The organism is Roseibium sp. (assembly GCF_965276855.1).
In the GTDB taxonomy this organism is placed as follows: domain Bacteria; phylum Pseudomonadota; class Alphaproteobacteria; order Rhizobiales; family Stappiaceae; genus Roseibium.
Window position 1 is genome coordinate 2,764,983 of record NZ_OZ255700.1, and the last position, 17,956, is coordinate 2,782,938.

14 protein-coding genes are annotated in these 17,956 nt (G+C 57.1%); 6 read left to right on the forward strand and 8 right to left on the reverse strand.

The window, feature by feature from the left end:
- Window positions 1-48: 48 nt before the first annotated feature.
- From trpS to ACQY4Z_RS12705, 7 genes are all read right to left on the reverse strand, one after another.
- Complete coding sequence (trpS, locus tag ACQY4Z_RS12675) at window positions 49-1,128, reverse strand: tryptophan--tRNA ligase (RefSeq protein ID WP_428521777.1); 1,080 nt, start codon at window positions 1,126-1,128, stop codon at window positions 49-51.
- Window positions 1,129-1,249: 121 nt separating this feature from the next.
- Window positions 1,250-2,812 (reverse strand): murein biosynthesis integral membrane protein MurJ, encoded by a 1,563-nt coding sequence (gene murJ / locus ACQY4Z_RS12680; protein ID WP_428521779.1) that lies wholly within the window; start codon window positions 2,810-2,812, stop codon window positions 1,250-1,252.
- Between the two features lie 49 nt (window positions 2,813-2,861).
- Window positions 2,862-5,699, reverse strand: a complete 2,838-nt coding sequence (locus ACQY4Z_RS12685; RefSeq protein WP_428521781.1) for a [protein-PII] uridylyltransferase — start codon at window positions 5,697-5,699, stop codon at window positions 2,862-2,864.
- A gap of 94 nt (window positions 5,700-5,793) precedes the next feature.
- On the reverse strand, window positions 5,794-6,165 hold the full coding sequence (locus ACQY4Z_RS12690; RefSeq protein ID WP_428521783.1) for a helix-turn-helix domain-containing protein: 372 nt from the start codon (window positions 6,163-6,165) through the stop codon (window positions 5,794-5,796).
- A gap of 4 nt (window positions 6,166-6,169) precedes the next feature.
- Entirely contained in the window at window positions 6,170-6,736 is a 567-nt protein-coding gene (locus ACQY4Z_RS12695; RefSeq protein WP_428521785.1) for a Smr/MutS family protein, read from the reverse strand.
- 4 nt (window positions 6,737-6,740) lie between these two features.
- Window positions 6,741-7,832: a murein transglycosylase A gene (gene mltA / locus ACQY4Z_RS12700; protein ID WP_428521787.1), complete on the reverse strand. Its 1,092-nt coding sequence runs from the start codon at window positions 7,830-7,832 to the stop codon at window positions 6,741-6,743.
- A 115-nt stretch (window positions 7,833-7,947) separates the two neighbouring features.
- Window positions 7,948-8,685, reverse strand: coding sequence for a Tim44/TimA family putative adaptor protein (locus tag ACQY4Z_RS12705; protein WP_409686549.1), 738 nt, complete (start codon window positions 8,683-8,685; stop codon window positions 7,948-7,950).
- A 254-nt stretch (window positions 8,686-8,939) separates the two neighbouring features.
- Between ACQY4Z_RS12705 and ACQY4Z_RS12710 the strand changes: the two genes are divergently transcribed.
- Window positions 8,940-9,461: an FxsA family protein gene (locus ACQY4Z_RS12710; RefSeq protein ID WP_428521789.1), complete on the forward strand. Its 522-nt coding sequence runs from the start codon at window positions 8,940-8,942 to the stop codon at window positions 9,459-9,461.
- 116 nt (window positions 9,462-9,577) lie between these two features.
- The gene (locus ACQY4Z_RS12715; protein WP_428521791.1) at window positions 9,578-10,612 is read left to right on the forward strand and encodes an acyltransferase family protein; all 1,035 of its coding nucleotides are present in this window, start codon (window positions 9,578-9,580) and stop codon (window positions 10,610-10,612) included.
- Between the two features lie 20 nt (window positions 10,613-10,632).
- Here ACQY4Z_RS12715 and ACQY4Z_RS12720 read toward each other — a convergent pair whose 3' ends face one another.
- Window positions 10,633-11,094, reverse strand: coding sequence for a hypothetical protein (locus tag ACQY4Z_RS12720; RefSeq protein ID WP_428521793.1), 462 nt, complete (start codon window positions 11,092-11,094; stop codon window positions 10,633-10,635).
- Window positions 11,095-11,221: 127 nt separating this feature from the next.
- Between ACQY4Z_RS12720 and polA the strand changes: the two genes are divergently transcribed.
- From polA to ftsY, 4 genes are all read left to right on the forward strand, one after another.
- Window positions 11,222-14,167, forward strand: coding sequence for a DNA polymerase I (polA, locus tag ACQY4Z_RS12725; protein ID WP_428529547.1), 2,946 nt, complete (start codon window positions 11,222-11,224; stop codon window positions 14,165-14,167).
- Window positions 14,168-14,332: 165 nt separating this feature from the next.
- A complete protein-coding gene (gene dapF, locus ACQY4Z_RS12730; protein ID WP_428521795.1) occupies window positions 14,333-15,244 on the forward strand; it encodes a diaminopimelate epimerase in 912 nt (303 codons plus the stop codon).
- Entirely contained in the window at window positions 15,241-16,509 is a 1,269-nt protein-coding gene (gene mtaB, locus ACQY4Z_RS12735; RefSeq protein WP_428521797.1) for a tRNA (N(6)-L-threonylcarbamoyladenosine(37)-C(2))-methylthiotransferase MtaB, read from the forward strand. The genes dapF and mtaB overlap by 4 nt, the downstream gene beginning before the upstream one ends.
- 28 nt (window positions 16,510-16,537) lie before the next feature.
- Window positions 16,538-17,935 (forward strand): signal recognition particle-docking protein FtsY, encoded by a 1,398-nt coding sequence (gene ftsY / locus ACQY4Z_RS12740; RefSeq protein ID WP_428521799.1) that lies wholly within the window; start codon window positions 16,538-16,540, stop codon window positions 17,933-17,935.
- Window positions 17,936-17,956: the final 21 nt, after the last annotated feature.

Here is a 17,956-nt window from a genome sequence, read left to right on the forward strand (position 1 = left end):
GGCCGGTGTTCGATGAGAACCCGGCCCTCTTCTTGAGTTCAGCTGGTTTTACCGGACATTCAGAAAACCAATGATCTTGCGGACGTCCTTCAAGACGGGCTCTGCAATCGCAGAAGCGTTTTCCGCACCTTCTTTCAAAATCGCATCGATCTGTACCGGATCGCCGGTCAGGCGGCGCATCTCGTCTGTCATCGGAGCAAGTTTTGCTACCGCGAGATCGGAAAGAGCCGGCTTGAATGCGGAGAACTGCTGGCCGCCATACTCTTTCAGGACTTCGTCCTTGGACATGCCGTTGAGTGCCGCATAGATGCCGACCAGGTTGTCTGCTTCCGGCCGGCCTTCCAGACCGTCGGTTTCACTCGGCAGTGCGTCCGGGTCGGTCTTTGCCTTTTTGATCTTTTTGGCGATCGCGTCCGCATCGTCCTTCAGGTTGATGCGCGAAAGATCCGATGGGTCGGATTTCGACATTTTTTTCGTACCGTCGCGCAATGACATAATCCGGGTGGCCGGACCGGCAATCATCGGCTCAGTCATCGGGAAATACAGCTCTTCCGGCAACTCAGGAGACGGTGTCGGGTTTGGAACGCCAATCCCCAGTTCCTTGATCCGCGCGCCAAAGTCATTGTTGAACTTTGCCGCGATGTCCCGGGTCAGTTCCAAGTGCTGTTTCTGGTCATCGCCTACCGGGACGTGGGTCGCGCGATAGGCCAGAATGTCCGCCGCCATCAAGTTCGGGTAGGCGAACAGGCCAACTGACGCGTTTTCCTTGTTCTTGCCCGCCTTTTCCTTGAACTGGGTCATGCGGTTGAGCCAGCCCATCCGGGCAACGCAGTTGAAGATCCAGGCCAGTTCCATGTGCTCACGGACCTGGGACTGGTTGAAGATGATCGACTTCTTCGGATCGATCCCGGCTGCCAGATAAGCTGCCGTTACTTCACGCGTTGCGTTTGTCAGTTCGCTCGGGTCCGGAAAACCTGCTGTGATCGCGTGGGAGTCCACGACACAGAAGATCGCAGGCATCTGGTCTTGCAGCGGAACCCAGCGCGACACGGCGCCAAGGTAGTTGCCAAGGTGGAGATTGCCTGTGGGCTGAACGCCGGAAAAGACACGGGGCTGGAACGCCGTCATTTCATATCCCTTATTGGTGCGGCCGGTTGGAAGGGCGCTGTGAATGTTTTGGGCGCGACGGGTTTAGGCCTCAGCGTGCTTCGATGCAAGCAAAGATGCCGTTCAGACAAGCGTTTGCGCGTCAGGTGTTGCGCCGCTTCAACGATTTCGCAAGACCAACCAGATCGCTGCCGCCGCTGATCTGCGCAAAAAGGGCAAATACGGCAATGCCGATCAGCACCAGGGCCCCAAGGCTGGCGACACGTACCAGCAGCCATCCATCCTTCAGGTAAGGCGCAAGGACATCTGCTGCGAAATGAATGACAAGACCCATCAAGAGGCTCGCCAGAAGCACCAGCATCAGTTTTCTCAAGACTGTGGTGTCTGGAGCGAAATGTCCCCGTTTCCAAAGCACGATGACCAGGAAGCCGGTGTTCACCCAACCGGCAATCGTGGTTGCCAGCGCGATCCCGACATGCTGCAGGAAGGGAAAGAAGGCGATCGACAACGCGACATTGACGACCATGCCAATCGCGGCGAACTTCATTGGAGTTTTAGTATCCTCGCGGGCAAAATAGCCGGGCGAGAACACCTTGTTCAGGACAAATGCGGGCAAGCCGAACGAAAATGCCATCAAGGCAGCTGCCGTTCCTTCAACGGCGGCCTCATCGAACCGGACTCTCTGAAACAAGACTGATACGATCTCGTCAGGAATAACTGCCAGCGCGACGGCTGCGGGCAAGGTCAGAACCAGAGAGAATTCCAGTGACCGGTTCAGGGTCTTTTGGTAGGCGGCTGTTTCGCCAGATCGGAGCTGCCGGGTCAAGCTTGGAAGAAGCACCACGCCGAATGCAATGCCGATGACGCCAAGCGGCAGCTGATACAGCCGGTCAGCGTAATAGAGCAAGGCATTTGCCCCGTCCTGCATCGAGGCAATCACCTGTCCGACCGCGATGTTGATCTGTGTAACGCCCCCCGCAATCACACCTGGAATGCCAAGCACCAGCAGGCGTTTGGCCGATTTTGTATAGCGCGGCCGGTAAACGGGAATGCGGAAGCCAAGACGCTTCAGATCAATCACCACCACGGTCAGCTGAACGATGCCGCCGAATGTGATGCCGAGTGTCAGGATGATGCCAAGAGTTGTGCTGTCTTCGACGCCCCAGAACAAAACACCGCCGAGGACCAGTCCCATGACCACATTCAGCATGACCGGTGCAAAAGCGGCAGCAGCAAAGCGCTGATATGTGTTCAAGATGCCGCCAATGAAGGCGAGCATCGACATGAAAATCAGATATGGAAAGGCGATCCGCGACATCAAAACTGTCAGATCGAACTTTTCCGGATCAGACACGAAGCCCGGGGCCAAAGCCCAGACAACAAAGGGCATGAAGATCTGGGCGAGTGCGGTCAAAGCCAGAAGGCAAAATAGCAAGGCCGAACCAATTTCACCTGCAAAACGCCGGGCACCTTCCTCGCCGTCTTCTTCGACAGTGCGCCCAAAAAGGGGAATGAACGCGGAGTTGAACGCGCCCTCGGCAAACAACCGGCGGAACAGGTTCGGCAGTCGGAAGGCGACCACGAAAGCATCGGCCACCGGGCCTGCGCCGACAGCGGCAGCAAGCAGTACATCCCGTACAAAACCGAGAACACGGCTCATCAGGGTGGCACCGCCGACAGTTGCGAAATTTCGAACCAGGTTCATGCCAGCGGGGCTCCAGACAACGGTATGTACTTCCTCATGGGATAGCCGCTCAGGATGCCTGGCGGCGGACTTTGCGTGCAACTGGTGCGGCCGGATCCAGCTCCACCTGGCCTTCGACGGCAGCTTCCAGGCGTTCCCGGATAATTTCCTGACGGCCGATATTAGCGATTTTCTGGCCTGTCAGATCGGTCACATAAAAAACGTCGACCACTTTTTCACCGAAGGTGGAAATATGCGCCGAACCTATGTTGAGATTGAGTGTCGCGATGGACCGGGTGAGGTCGTAAAGCAGGCCTGGACGGTCAAGGCCGGACACCTCCAGAACCGTGTAGTCATCGGACAAGGTGTTGTTCAACAGCACTTCACTGGCCACCTTGAAGGCCTTCATCCGACCTTTCACCGATCCTTTTTTCGCAACCGGTTCCGGGATTCTTTCATCACCGCGCAACGTTTTTTCGATCAATGCGGTGATGCGCTCGCCGCGGCGGCGTTCATCGTCGTCGCCCGGCAGCTCGCGGCCGATGAAAATCGTATCAAGCGCAAAACCGTCCGTTGTCGTATCGATCTGCGCATCAACGATATTGGCGCCTGTCGAATAACAAGCACCGGCAATCACCGAGAGGAGGCGCGGATGGTCCTGTGCCATGATTGTGAGCTCGGTGACCCCTTCAAAGGCCCGCGGTGTCACATCAAAAGAAAGCTGATCGCCGTTTTTGTCCGCCTTGTGCAACAGCTCTGCATGTGCGGTAAGCCGGTCCGGCTCCGTTCTCAGCCAATAAGCCGGATAATGGCGTTTCAAATAGGCCTTCCGGTCGCTATCGGTCCAATGTTCCAGCCGCGAAACCAGTTCTTCCTTAGCCTGAGAGATCGCCTGACCATGGGACATCTTGGAATGTCCGCCCGTCAAATGCGGTTCGGTGGCATAGTAAAGTGTCCTGAGCAGCTGCCCCTTCCAGCCATTGAAAACACCCGGTCCAACGGCGCGAATGTCCGCGACGGTCAGGATAAGGAGCAGTTTCAAACGCTCATGAGATTGGACCGTATGGGCAAAGTCGGTGATTGTCTTGCGGTCCGACAGATCGCGCGACTGGGCAATCGTGCTCATGTCGAGATGGTGTTCGATCAACCACGCAACGGTTTCGGTTTCCGCTTCGTTCAACCCAAACCGCGGGCAGAGCTTGCGTGCCACCTTTGCGCCGGCAATGGAGTGGTCCTCAGGGCGCCCCTTGGCGATGTCATGCAGGAACATCGTGACATAAAGCAGTTTGCGGTTCTGTAACGTGCGGATCAGGTCCGTGGACAGCGGATGATCTTCGCCGGAATCGCCACGCTCGATCTCGGCCAGAACGCCGATCGAGCGGATCAGGTGTTCGTCAACCGTGTAGTGGTGATACATGTTGAACTGCATCATCGCGACGACTTTGCCGAACTCGGGCACGAACCGGCCGAGGACGCCGGTCTCATTCATCTTTCGAAGAATCTTTTCCGGATGGTTGCGCGATGTGAGCACGGACAGGAACAGCCGGTTTGCTTCCGGGTCCTTGCGCACCTCATTGTTGATCAGTTTCAGCGAATGGCGGATCAGTCGCGTCAGGCGCGGGTGCAGGTTGTAATCATGCTTGTCCGCGAGCTGAAACACACGCAAGAGATTGACCGGGTCGGTCTCAAAGATGGTGTCCGCAGTCACACTCAACCGGTTGTTCTCTACAACGAACCCGGATGCGCCCTTGACCGGTTGCGGTGCATTGTTGTCCGACCGGCCCACACGAAAGCGCCGCATGATGCCTGAAATACCGCGTCCGCGCGGGTCCTTGACGTGTTCATCTTCCAGGGCGGCACACAGGATGCGCGTCAAGTCACCGACTTCCTTGGCGATCAGGAAGTAGTGTTTCATGAACCGCTCCACATCCTTCATACCCGGATGCTGGGTGTAGCCGAGCCGCACCGCAATCTCACGCTGGACATCAAACGACAGCCGTTCTTCCGGTCGACCGGTCAGGAAGTGCAAATGGCAACGGACGGCCCAAAGAAAGTCTTCCGCGCGCTTGAAACGGCTCGTTTCTGACCGGTTCAGAACTCCGATCTTTACCAGTTCTGACTGGCTCGACACCTGGTAATGGTATTTGGCAATCCAGAACAGGGTGTTCAGATCCCGAAGGCCGCCCTTGCCCTCCTTGATATTCGGCTCGACAAGATAGCGGGAGGTGCCTTGGCGGCGGTGCCGTTCGTCCCGTTCCTGCAGCTTGGCGGCAATAAACTCGGAACTGGTGCCTTCCACCACTTGCTTTTGGAAACGGGTGACGAGCTCATCAAACAACGCTTCGTCGCCCCAGATATGGCGGGCTTCCAGAATTGCCGTGCGGATCGTCATGTCCGCCTTTGAAAGCCGGATACACTCGTCGATGTTGCGCGTTGCATGACCGACCTTGAAACCAAGATCCCAGAGCATGTAGAGGATGTATTCGACGATCTGCTCACCCCAAGGGGTCTGCTTGTACGGCAGGACGAACAACAGATCGATATCGGAGCCAGGAGCCAGTGTGCCGCGTCCATATCCGCCAACGGCGACGACCGACATGCGTTCGGCTGCCGACGGGTTCTTGATCCGGTAGACGTGGTAAAGCGCGAAGTCGTAGATGACCCGGATGATTTCGTCCTGGATGAAAGACAGCCGCTGGGCACACAACAGTCCGCCACCATCATCTGCCAGTTTGTCTTCGGCGATTTTCCGGGCATCCCGAACTGCCGTTTTCAGCTCGCCCAGAACAGCGTTGCGGACCTTGGGATCAGACCCCTCACCATCGGTCGCCTCAGTCAGCGCTGTCAGGCGCGTCCGCAGCGCATCGGCATCGATCAATCCGGAGTGGTCGTCTTGGGTGGATGTCATACCGATCTCAAACTTCCAAAAGGTCATTGCCGGGCAGCGGCGCGCGCGGCTTTATAGCGCCTTGATAATAAGGACATGTAAACTTTGATGCACGTCAGATGTCGTCTTTTACGGCGGCAACGCGCAGTTGGTGCAGCAGCCCATCGAGGGAGGTATCGGAGAGGCCGCCAATTTTCAGGGCGAGTTGATTGGCGAGTTCCGTTGCCTTGGGGTTCATGCCGGCAGTGTCGATGGTGATGCGGGGATCGGAGAGCTCGGCAAGCCGTTGGATTTCCTCTGCCTCGTCCCAGATCACATTGAAATAGGCAATGATCCTTTGCACCAAAAACCAGGTCGGCTTGCCCCGCTTGCCATGTTCCAGTGCGGAGAGATAGGCGCTGGAGACGGACAGGGCCGCTGCCATTTCTTTCAAGGAAACGCCCTGTTTTGTTCTGAGTTCACGGATTTTAGCCCCAAGAGGTGTCACGTTCCTACCTGCGTCTTCTTATTCGCACATACAGCGCACCGGAGCCGCCGTGGGTTGTATGGGCTTCTTCGTAGCCCACGACAAGATGGCGCACATCCGGCATTGCCAGCCATTGCGGTACCATTCTGCGCAAAACTCCGCGTTCGTCCATATAGGCATAGCCGGGCCCGCCGCCCTTTCCGGTAATCACCAGCACGACCTTGTGCCCCCGTGCCTGGGCTTCATAGAGAAATCCGCGCAAGCGGTCATGGGCTTTGTCCTGCGTCAGGCCGTGCAGGTCGATCCGGGCGTCGATTTGTTTGACACCGCGCACCAGTTTCTTGCGGTAACGGTGCTCAAGCTGCCGCAAAGGTGGCGGCGCCACAGGTTTCGCCGGTTCTGGCGGATGGATTGCGGTTGATGTTTGGGGAGATTTTGCAGCCACCTTGGGTGTTGCATCTATGAACTGTTCCAGCTCTGCCATTTGAGCCTTTGCGCGCTCTGTATCAAGCGGTGTCGCTGTTTTGGCGACCTTGCCCCAGAGTTCCCGGTCTTCGGGAGACAGCATGCCCTTTCTGCCGCGCTTGCTCATGCCGTCAGTTCCCGAGGCCAGTTGAGCGCCTGGGCAGCAACACAGTAAAGGTGGCTCCATGCCGGATCTCACCGGCAATGCGTCCGGCGTCGTCTCCGGAGCCGACAAAGATGTCGCCTCGGGATTGACCCCTGATTGCAGAACCTGTGTCGTCGGCCACCATCAGGCGGCGGTATTGCTGACCGGGTTGCTGTGGATCTTCAAACTCCGCGGAAACAAAGACAGGAACCCCATACGGCATGGCGCTGTCGTCAATTGCCAGACTTCGACCGGGCACGAGAGGTAGCCTTGCTGCGCCGATCGGCCCTTCGTCTGGTGCCGCTTCAGTGACTTCTCGGAAAAAAATGTAGGACCGGTTTTCCTTGAAAAGCGGGTCCCGGTCATCCGGGTTTTGTTCCAGCCAGCGGCGCAAGCCGGACATCGTGAAATCTTCCGGAGTGCCTTCACCGCGCTGAACCAAAAGCCGGGCGATTCCGGTGTAGGGGTGCCCGGTTTTTCCCGCATACCCGACCCGCATCGTCGAGCCATCAACGAGTTTCAGGCGCGCCGAGCCCTGGACATGAATGAAGTAGGCGTCGATCGAACTGCGAAGCCAGACCAGTTCCAGCCCCTCACCGTCAAGGGCACCATCCATGATGGCCCCGCGGTCGGGCATTTCGGTCACCTGGTTGTTGATCCTGCGGCCATGTGTCAGGTGTGTTGGCCACCCAGAAGGACGGGCCTTTGCCGGCACGTGAACGAGCCCATCGGGTTTTTTCAGAAGGGGCACGTTGAATTCGGCCGTTTTTTCCCGGGATGCGGCCACCTCAGGTTCGAAATACCCGGTCACGAACCCCGGCTCTCGAACCTGAAATGGCTCGAAATGGGTTTCAAAAAACGAACGCGCATCCTTTGACGCTAGCGCCGCCTTGCACAGCGCTTGGCGATGGCCTTTGGAAAGCTGGAACGGTCCCCTGTTTGCAGCTGACGGTGCACCAGGCCCACAAAACCGCTTGAACGCAACGAGTGCGTCCGCGTGCTGATCTGTTGGCCAACCGCTGAGATCGGCGAATTGGACTGGTATAAGATCGGCAGATTGGATCGGGCCTTGCGCCATGGCAGTTAAAGGTCCTGCAACAAAAAGAGACGCGGCAAAAGCCGCGCCCTTAAATAGTATTGCCAAACCAGACGGCCGCGTTGATCCGCGCATGCCTGCCGGGGCACTCACGAATTTACTCGGCGGATTCGGTCGCGACCAGCTTCCAGTTCGGATCCCGCGTAGCGGTGTCACGGGCGAAGGTCCAGATATCAATGACTTCCGTCACTTTAGCGGGGTCACCGTCAACAACTTCGCCGCCTTTGTCGCGTGTTGCTGATATCAGCTGGCTATGGATCCGGACAGTAACCTGTGCGGTGGTGTCCTTGAGGGCCGCTTCCACGATTTCGGCCTTGTCGATGCCAACAAACGTGGATTCAATTGTCTCACCGCGTTTTTCACGATCGTCAATCGCAGCGCTAAAACCTTCAAACACGTCACGGGACAGAAGATTTTTGAGAGCCTTCTTGTCGCCATCGGCAAACGCCATCACGATCATTTCGTATGCGGCTTTTGCTCCTTGCAGGAAAGGTTCGGGCTCGAAGCTGCGATCAACGGACAGGATTTGCTTCAGCGCGTTGTTCAGTGCAGAGCCAGCCGGTGCGACCTTGTCGATGACGACTTCACCATCTTCTTCCTGCCGCGCCGGAGCCATGTCGTCGTAACCGTCCGGCGATTGTTGCCCCTGATGCGGCATCGGAATGACGTTGTCCTGGCCGTTGGCCTGACCATTTTGCTGCTCTGGCTTGGAGTACGGGTCAAACGGCGGGCGTTCCTCGCCGGTGCGTTTGCCGAGAACAGAGCGCAACCGGAACAAAATGAACACCGCCAGTCCAAGAAGCAGCAGATTTAGGGGATCAAAAATTTCATTCATCTTCTATTCCGGCTACCCTTTCAGAGGCTGGTAGGCTGCCTCTGACTTGTTTTGCAAGGCCCGTGCGACGCACGTTTAGGTCAGATATGTTCTATTTAGTGGGTTCTTCAACCAGCATCCAGACCCAAGAGCAAGACTGAATTTGATCGAAGTGAACATTCCTTGCGACCGGCCGCTCGCATTTTTGTGACAGAGTGTCTACATCTCTGGGTCAGATAGTACAGATTTCCACCCTACCAGACGATGGAGCCTCCGTGGGACTTTATATCATAGCAGGCATTATACTCCTGCCTCTGATCGAAATCTCGGTTTTCATTTGGGTTGGCGAGCTTCTTGGGGTTCTGCCGACGATCCTTTTGACCGTGCTGACAGCCATGGCCGGCACACTCATGCTGCGTCAGCAGGGGCTGTCGCTTTTGATGCGGATGCAGAAGGAACTCGATGGAGGACGGGCGCCGGGCAACGAGGTCATGCAAGGCGCTATGATTGTGCTGGCGAGTATCCTGCTTTTGATCCCAGGTTTTGTCACGGACGCCATTGGTTTGCTGCTGTTTATTCCGCCGGTCCGCGAAAGTCTTGCGAAGTTCATCATCGCGCGCTCCAATGTTGTGATCATGGAGGGTGGAACCATGCGTCCGCGGAACGAGGATGGTGTTGTGGATCTGGATGAGGAAGACTGGAAAGAAACCAACCATGGCCCGGAGGCCGGAAGCCAATCGTCCGGTCAGCCGCGCATCAGCCCATGGAACGACGGGTCGGAAAAACCGAACTCATAGACTGTTTGCCATTTCCGCAAAAAATCACCGAAACGTGACTTTGCTTTATGCGTAATTTTTACCAGTTGCGCGCTAGACCTGCCCGGATTGGAGATTTCCGCAGCAGGTAAACGGATATGGTACAGGCCCCGCGCGTCGATTGGGTAGATACGGCAAAAGGCATCTGCATCGTCTTTGTCGTCATGATGCACGCCGTTTTGGGCGTGGAGGCAGCGGCTGGAGAAACTGGCTGGATGCATGCGGTCATCGCCTTTGCCGCCCCCTTCCGGATGCCGGACTTCTTTCTGATCTCCGGTCTTTTCCTGTCAAATGTCATCACGCGGGATTGGAAGCTCTATCTCGACCGGAAAGTCGTTCATTTCGCTTACTTTTATGTCCTCTGGATGACCATTCAGTTCGCGGTGAAGGCACCGGTCTTCGCCGGTGAAATGGGCTGGGCCGGGGCGTTTCAGTTCTATCTGGTCAGCTTCTTCCAACCGTTTGGTACATTGTGGTTCATCTATATGCTGCCGATCTTCTTTGTCGTCTGCAAACTGGCGCATGACAAAGGCGTGCCCTGGCAAGTAATGCTCGGGATTGCTGCCCTTTTGCAGATCGCACCGATTCATACCGGCTGGCTCCTCGTCGACGAATTCGCCTCCCGCTTCGTCTATTTTTATGCCGGCTACATTTTCGCGCCAAAAATCTTTGAGCTTGCAGAGTGGGCGCGGAACCGGGTCAGCCTGAGCCTCGCGCTGCTACTCGTCTGGGGCGTCATCAACGGTGGTCTGGTCTTTATTGGCTGGTCTGAATTGCCGTTCGTGTCGCTGGCACTTGGAGCAGCCGGCGCGGGCGCGATCATTCTCACCAGTGCACTCATCGTCAAAGCAGGCAGCATGGATTTCCTGCGCCATTTCGGCGCGAACTCCATTGTGATCTATCTGGCGTTCTTCTTCCCGATGGGCCTCACGCGGGTGATCCTGCTGAAACTTGATATTCTTGACATCGGCACAGTGTCTTTGATCGTCAATGTCGTCGCCGTCGTCGCGCCGGTGATCCTGTTGTGGTTTATCCAGAAAACCGGAATTGGCTGGTTCCTGTTCAAACGGCCGGAATGGGCCTATCTCGGCGGCACCTACGGCCGGAAAGCGGCGCCCCAAGCGGCGGAGTGACAGGAGAATTTCCGCACCCTTCAAGCCTTGGACTTAGAGGCCTTGGCTCTCTCAAGCCTAGATGCCTTGCGATACGGGTGAAGGATAAAGTGTTCTAGAAAAATCAAGCAAACAAAAAGAAGCAAAGCGACAAGGCCGACCTTACTCATGAAATCATAGCTATCGCTCTTGATTGCCATGAACATAAAGATCGAAATTGCAAAAAATGCAGGCGGTAAAGCGCGGTATGAATACGCTTTAAGGAGAGATTTCCACTCCCGGTCAGACCCAGTTTCTTCTAGTTTTTCGATCATACCCGCGTACCTGTCGAACACGCGATATATTGCAATCCACAAAAGGGATAGGAGGAGAATGGTAAATGCTGTGGTGAATTCAAACGCTTTTATGTCCAGCAAGAAAACATAGACACCCGAAGCAATTAGGATAGAAAATCCAACATCGCTTTTTGATAAGGGCGCAGGAACTGATGCGGATTTAGCCATCAAATTTCGTCCATTGATTGTATTTATTAAACATACACTCATTCTGGAAATATAAAATAGACTATTGCTCAGCAGAGCGTTCAAGGGCATCGTCCGCGCCATGTCGACACAAGAAACTTCCGCCGCCCTGACTGCCGACGACCACCTGATCCTGGTTGATGGCTCCACTTTCATTTTCCGCGCCTATCACGCGCTGCCGCCTTTGACGCGCAAGCCGGATGGCTTGCCGGTTGGTGCTGTCTCCGGCTTCTGCAACATGCTGTGGAAGTTGCTGCAGGAAGGCCTTACGCCTGAAGAAGGCGACGAGCCCACCCATTTCGCGGTGATTTTCGACCATTCCGCCAAAACGTTCCGGTCCGACATTTATCCGGAATACAAGGCGCAGCGCCCGCCCCCGCCGGAAGACCTGGTGCCGCAATTCGGCCTGATTCGTGAGGCGACGCGCGCGTTTTCCACTCATTGCATCGAGCAGGAAGGCTTTGAGGCCGACGATCTGATCGCGACCTATGCCCGGCAAGCCGCCGAACAGGGCGCGCGCGTGACCATTGTATCCGGCGACAAGGACCTGATGCAGCTGATCGGCCCTAAGATCGGCATGATCGACACGATGAAAAACAAGACTTTTGGGGAAGCGGAAGTCTTTGAAAAGTTTGGCGTTGGCCCAGACAAGGTGATCGAGGTTCAGTCACTCGCCGGCGACAGCGTCGACAATGTGCCGGGCGTTCCGGGCATCGGCCTGAAAACCGCAGCGCTCCTGATCAATGAATTCGGCGATCTGGAAACGCTGCTGGAACAAGCCGAAACCATTAAGCAGAAGAAGCGCCGCGAAAACCTGATCGAGTTTGCCGATCAGGCCCGCGTCTCCAAACAGTTGGTGACGCTCAAGCAGGACGTGCCGGTCGAAATTCCTGTTGCAGATCTTTCAGTTTGTGACATCGACGGGCCGAAAGCCGTCGGCTTTTTGAAGGCGATGGGCTTTTCGACACTCACCAAACGCGTTGCGGAAGTGACCGGAGCGGATCTTACCAATGTAGAGGCATTGGACCTTGAGGTTCCTGGCTGGGATGTGCCGGACCACAAGGGCCGGATAATGGACCGCCCGGGCGGTATGTCCGCGCCTGATGCAGACAGCAGCAGTGCCAGCGGCAACACTGCGCCGGACGGACTGATGGTGCCGCAGACCGTGGCTGATGAACGGGCGGCCAGGATCGGCGCGATGCCGGTCGATTCCACTGCTTATGATACTGTCACAACTCTCGAACAGCTGCAGCCCTGGATCGATGCGGCCTATGAAAAGGGCTATGTCGCCTTCGACACGGAAACCACCTCGCTTGATGCCATGCAGGCCGAGCTGGTGGGGATCTCCTTAAGCTCCGAACCGGGCAAGGCCTGCTACATACCGCTGACCCACAAGGACGGCGAAGGCGATCTTCTCGGCGGTGGCGGACTTTTGCCAAACCAGATCCCGCTGGACGATGCGCTGAAAGCGCTGAAGCCAATGCTGGAGGACCGCGGCGTCCTGAAGATCGCGCAAAACCTCAAATACGACTGGCTGGTGATGACCCGCCACGGCGTTGACGTCGGCCCTTACGACGACACCATGCTGCTCTCCTACACCGTGGATGCGGGCAAAGGCGGCAATGGCATGGACGAGCTCTCGGAGCGCTGGCTCGGTCACAAGCCGATCCCGTTCAAGGAGGTCTGCGGCTCGGGCAAATCGATGATCACCTTCGACAAGGTGGCGATTGACAAGGCAACTGCTTATGCTGCCGAGGATGCTGATGTCACCTTGCGCTTGTGGCTGATCCTGAAACCGCGGCTTGCCAGCGATCACATGGCAACGGTCTATGAAACGCTGGAGCGGCCGATGGTGCCGGTGCTGGCGCGCATGGAAAGGCGCGGCATTTCCGTGGACCGCCAGATGCTCTCCCGCCTGTCCGGCGATTTCGCACAGGGCGCAGCCGCTCTGGAAAGCGAGATCTACGAACTTGCCGGCGAAACCTTCAACGTCGGTTCACCGAAACAGCTCGGCGATATTCTGTTCGGCAAGATGGGTCTTCCCGGCGGCAAGAAGACAAAGACCGGGGCCTGGTCGACCTCGGCGCAGGTTCTGGAGGATCTTGCAGCCGAAGGTCATCCGCTGCCGTCGAAAATCGTTGAGTGGCGGCAGCTGTCAAAGCTGAAATCCACCTACACAGACGCTCTGCCGGGCTACATCAACCCGGAAACAAAACGGGTGCACACGTCCTATTCGCTTGCGGCGACAACCACCGGACGGCTCTCTTCCTCCGAGCCGAACCTGCAGAACATACCTGTCAGAACGGAAGCGGGCCGCAAGATCCGCCAGGCCTTTATTGCGGAAAAGGGCCAGAAGCTGATCTCGGCCGACTACAGCCAGATCGAGTTGCGTGTGCTCGCCCATATGGCGGACATTCCGCAGCTGAAAAAGGCCTTCGAGGACGGGCTCGACATTCACGCGATGACGGCAAGCGAAATGTTCGGGACGCCGATTGAGGGCATGGACCCGATGGTCCGCCGGCAGGCGAAGGCCATCAACTTCGGTATTATCTATGGCATTTCGGCCTTCGGCCTTGCCAATCAGCTGGGCATCTCACGCGGCGAGGCGGGCGACTACATCAAGACCTATTTCGAACGGTTCCCGGGCATCAAGGAATATATGGAAGCGGTCAAGAAACAGGTGCATGCGGACGGCTATGTCACCACGATCTTTGGCCGCAAGGCGCATTATCCGGACGTGAACACCAAGAACCCGAACATGCGCAATTTCTATGAACGGGCGGCGATCAATGCGCCGATCCAGGGCTCGGCGGCCGATATCCTGCGCCGGGCCATGGTGCGCATGGAAGACCGTCTCACCGCCTCAAAGCTGGACGCGCAGATGTTGCTGCAGGTGCATGATGAACTGATTTTTGAAGTGCCGGAGGATCAGGTTGAGGCGACCATCCCGCTCATCAAGGACGTGATGGAAAACGCTTGCGATCCCGCGCTGAAATTGTCGGTGCCGCTCCAGGTCGATGCCCGCGCCGCCGACAACTGGGATGAGGCGCACTAAACAGACAGGACCATTCAGCAGCGCCATGCCGTCATTGCACACCTGCACTGCTAACCCTTTGGGTGGAGAGATCTGGTAATTTCTTCACAAATCCGCCATATAAGGCGGATTATGGCGATGAAATGCGCCTGGATCTCAACACCCAAAAGATAAAGTGCACCCGGTATGGCGTCTGAAACCAGACCCTTTTTGAAGATGAACGGCCTTGGCAATGACTTCGTAGTCTGGGACGCGCGGGATAAACCGCTGCGACTGACCAAGGATCAGATTGCCAAATTGGGCGATCGGGAGCATGGCATCGGCTTTGATCAAATGATCACGGTTGAGCGATCCACGTGCGGTGTTGATGCCTTCATGCGCATTCACAACAGTGATGGCGGTCAGGTCGACGCCTGTGGCAACGCCACGCGCTGTATTGGCCGTCTCCTGATGGAAGAAAACACCAAGGATCTCGTCACAATCGAGACCAATGCCGGTCTTCTGCATGCCTTTGACGCTGCTGGTCTGCGAAATGTGACCGTCGACATGGGCAAGCCGCGCCTCAATTGGGATCAGATCCCCTTGGCTGAAGAGTTTGCCGATACACGGGCGATCGAACTGCAAATCGGGCCGATCGATGAGCCCATCCTGCACACGCCGGCCGTGGTCAACATGGGCAATCCGCACGCGATCTTCTGGGTCAAGGACGTCGAGGCCTACGATCTTGCCCGGGTTGGTCCGCTTTTGGAGCGTCATCCGATCTTTCCGGAGGGCGCGAACATCTCGCTGGCGCATATTTTCGATGACGATCAGATCCGTGTGAAGGTCTGGGAACGCGGGGCCGGTCTGACACTGGCCTGCGGCACAGCTGCGTGTGCTGTCGGGGTTGCAGCTGCGCGAGACGACAAGACTGGACGTAAAACCACCATTCACCTGCCTGGCGGTCCGATCGGCATTGAATGGCGGGAAAGGGATGGTCATGTGCTGATGACCGGCCTGACGGAAGTCGAGTTCGAAGGCGAAGTCGATCTCGAGACGCTCACTTGGCGCAAGACGGCCGGCGGGGACGCGCCCCTGGAAGCTGGGGCTGCGTCATGACCATCGACGTTGTTACTTTTGGCTGCCGGCTCAATTCCTACGAGTCGGAGGTGATGAAGCGTGAAGCCGAGGCCGCGGGTCTCAAGAACGCCATCCTCATCAACACCTGCGCGGTGACGAATGAAGCCGTGCGCCAGGCGCGCCAGGCCGTGCGCAAGGCCAAGCGCGACAATCCGGACGCCAAGGTCATTGTTACCGGCTGTGCGGCGCAAACCGAAACCGATACGTTTTCGGAGATGAACGAGGTTGATCTGGTTCTCGGCAACACCGAGAAGCTGGAGCGTAAATCCTACGCCGATGTCGCAGCGTTCGGCATTTCAGAGACCGAGAAGGTGCGCGTCAACGACATCATGAGTGTCGAGGAAACCGCCGGTCACCTGATCGACGGTTTGACCGGCCGTGCCCGGGCATTCGTTCAGGTCCAGAACGGCTGCGATCACCGTTGCACCTTTTGCATTATTCCCTATGGTCGCGGCAATTCCCGTTCCGTGCCGATGGGCGTTGTGATCGATCAGATCAAACGGCTGGTCGACAACGGCTACAACGAAATTGTCCTGACCGGCGTCGATATCACGTCTTACGGCGCGGATCTGCCGGGTGAACCGAAGCTGGGCACCTTGACGGCAAAGATCCTGAAAATGGTGCCCGATCTCAAGCGGTTGCGCCTGTCCTCCATCGACTCCATCGAGGCGGATGAGGATCTGATGCAGGTGATTGCGGACGATCATCGCTTGATGCCGCATTTTCATCTGTCCCTGCAGGCGGGTGACGACATGATCCTGAAGCGGATGAAGCGCCGCCATTTGCGGGCGGATACGATCAAGTTCTGCGAAGATGTCCGCAAGATGCGCCCGGATGTGGTGTTCGGCGCGGATATTATCGCCGGGTTTCCGACAGAAACCGAAGAGATGTTTTTGAATTCGCTCAAGATCGTCGACGAGTGCGGCCTGACCCATCTCCATGTCTTTCCGTTTTCGCCGCGTCCGGGAACACCGGCGGCGCGGATGCCCCAGCTTGACCGGAGCATCATCAAGGAACGCGGCGCGCGTCTGCGCGAAAAAGGCGCGGAAGTTCTTGCACAGCATTTGGCGATGGAAGTCGGTAAGGTCCGACCCGTTCTCATAGAGAAAGAAGGCCTTGGCCGCACGGAACAGTTCACCCAGGTTGAACTTGCAGGCGGAACGGCCGGAGAGATTGTCGAAACGAGAATTATCGGCCATACCGGACGCCATCTGTTGGGCGAAGCCCTTTCCAAGGCGGCTTGAGCGGCGGCCGAGTTTTTAAGGCGGATTTATGAGCGAGAAGAAGCGCGGGTTTTTTGGGCGGCTCTTTGGCGGCAAGGATGCGCCGGACGAGCCTGAAACCCCAGCTGTTGATGCGCTAGAGGAAGCTTCTCCAGCCGCGGAAACGTCGGACGAGGCGCCGACGCCCGTTGAGATGGAAGTTGCGCCCGTTGCCGCACTGGGCAGCGAGCCAAGTGTCCTGTCTGCACAGACCGGCCCGGATTTGTCGCCGCAGATCGCTCCAACCGTTCCGCCTGTGCTGCCTGATGTCGATATTTCGGCTGATCTTGGTGCAGGTGAAAAAGAACCCGACCTCCCGGACGCGCCGGTTGAAAACCCCTCGGACGAAACAGCGACCGAAGAGGCACCGGAAGTTCTAGAACCAGTCGAGACGATCAAACAACCGGCGGAGATTGAGCCGGACGCAGAGCCATCTGCACCCGCCGTACCGGTCGTGGCAACGCCTGCACCGGCTCCCGTTGAAGAAGAAAAACTCTCCTGGTTCCAACGGCTGAAAAAGGGTCTCTCGCGGTCTTCTTCCGCATTGACGGACGGCATCTCGTCCATCTTCACCAAGCGCAAGCTTGATGCGGCGATGCTCGAAGAGCTGGAAGACATCCTGATTCAGGCGGATCTTGGTGTTGATACGGCGATGGCGATCACAGAGCGCCTGTCCGACGGCCGCTACGATAAGGAAATCTCCCCTGAAGAGGTCCGCGAAATCCTCTCAGAGGAAGTCGAGAAGGTTCTGGCACCTGTCGCCGAGCCGCTGGATCTGAATTCCGGCAAGAAACCTCATGTGGTTTTGATGGTCGGCGTCAATGGCACCGGCAAGACCACCACCATCGGCAAACTCTCCAAGAAGCTGCGCGAAGAGGGCAAGACGGTCATGCTGGCCGCTGGCGATACCTTCCGCGCGGCTGCTGTCGAACAGCTCAAGATCTGGGGTGAGCGCACCGGCGCTGAAGTCATTGCGCGCGATACCGGCGCAGATGCTGCCGGCCTTGCCTTTGACGCCATGAAGGAAGCGACCGAAAAACAAGTCGATGTTCTCTTGATCGATACCGCCGGTCGCCTTCAGAACAAGGCCGAGCTGATGGATGAGCTGGAAAAGGTCATCCGCGTGATCAAGAAACATGACCCGGACGCGCCGCACACCTGTCTCCTCACCCTGGATGCGACAACGGGTCAGAACGCGCTCAATCAGGTCGAGATATTCGGCAAGGTTGCTGGCGTTACCGGACTTGTCATGACCAAGCTCGACGGCACGGCGCGCGGCGGCATTCTGGTGGCCATTGCCGCCAAACACGGCCTGCCGGTCCATTTTATCGGGGTTGGCGAAGGCGTGGAAGATCTTGAACCGTTCTCCGCCAAGGATTTCGCCTCGGCAATTGCAGGGCTTGCTTAAAACACACTGACAAACCGCCCG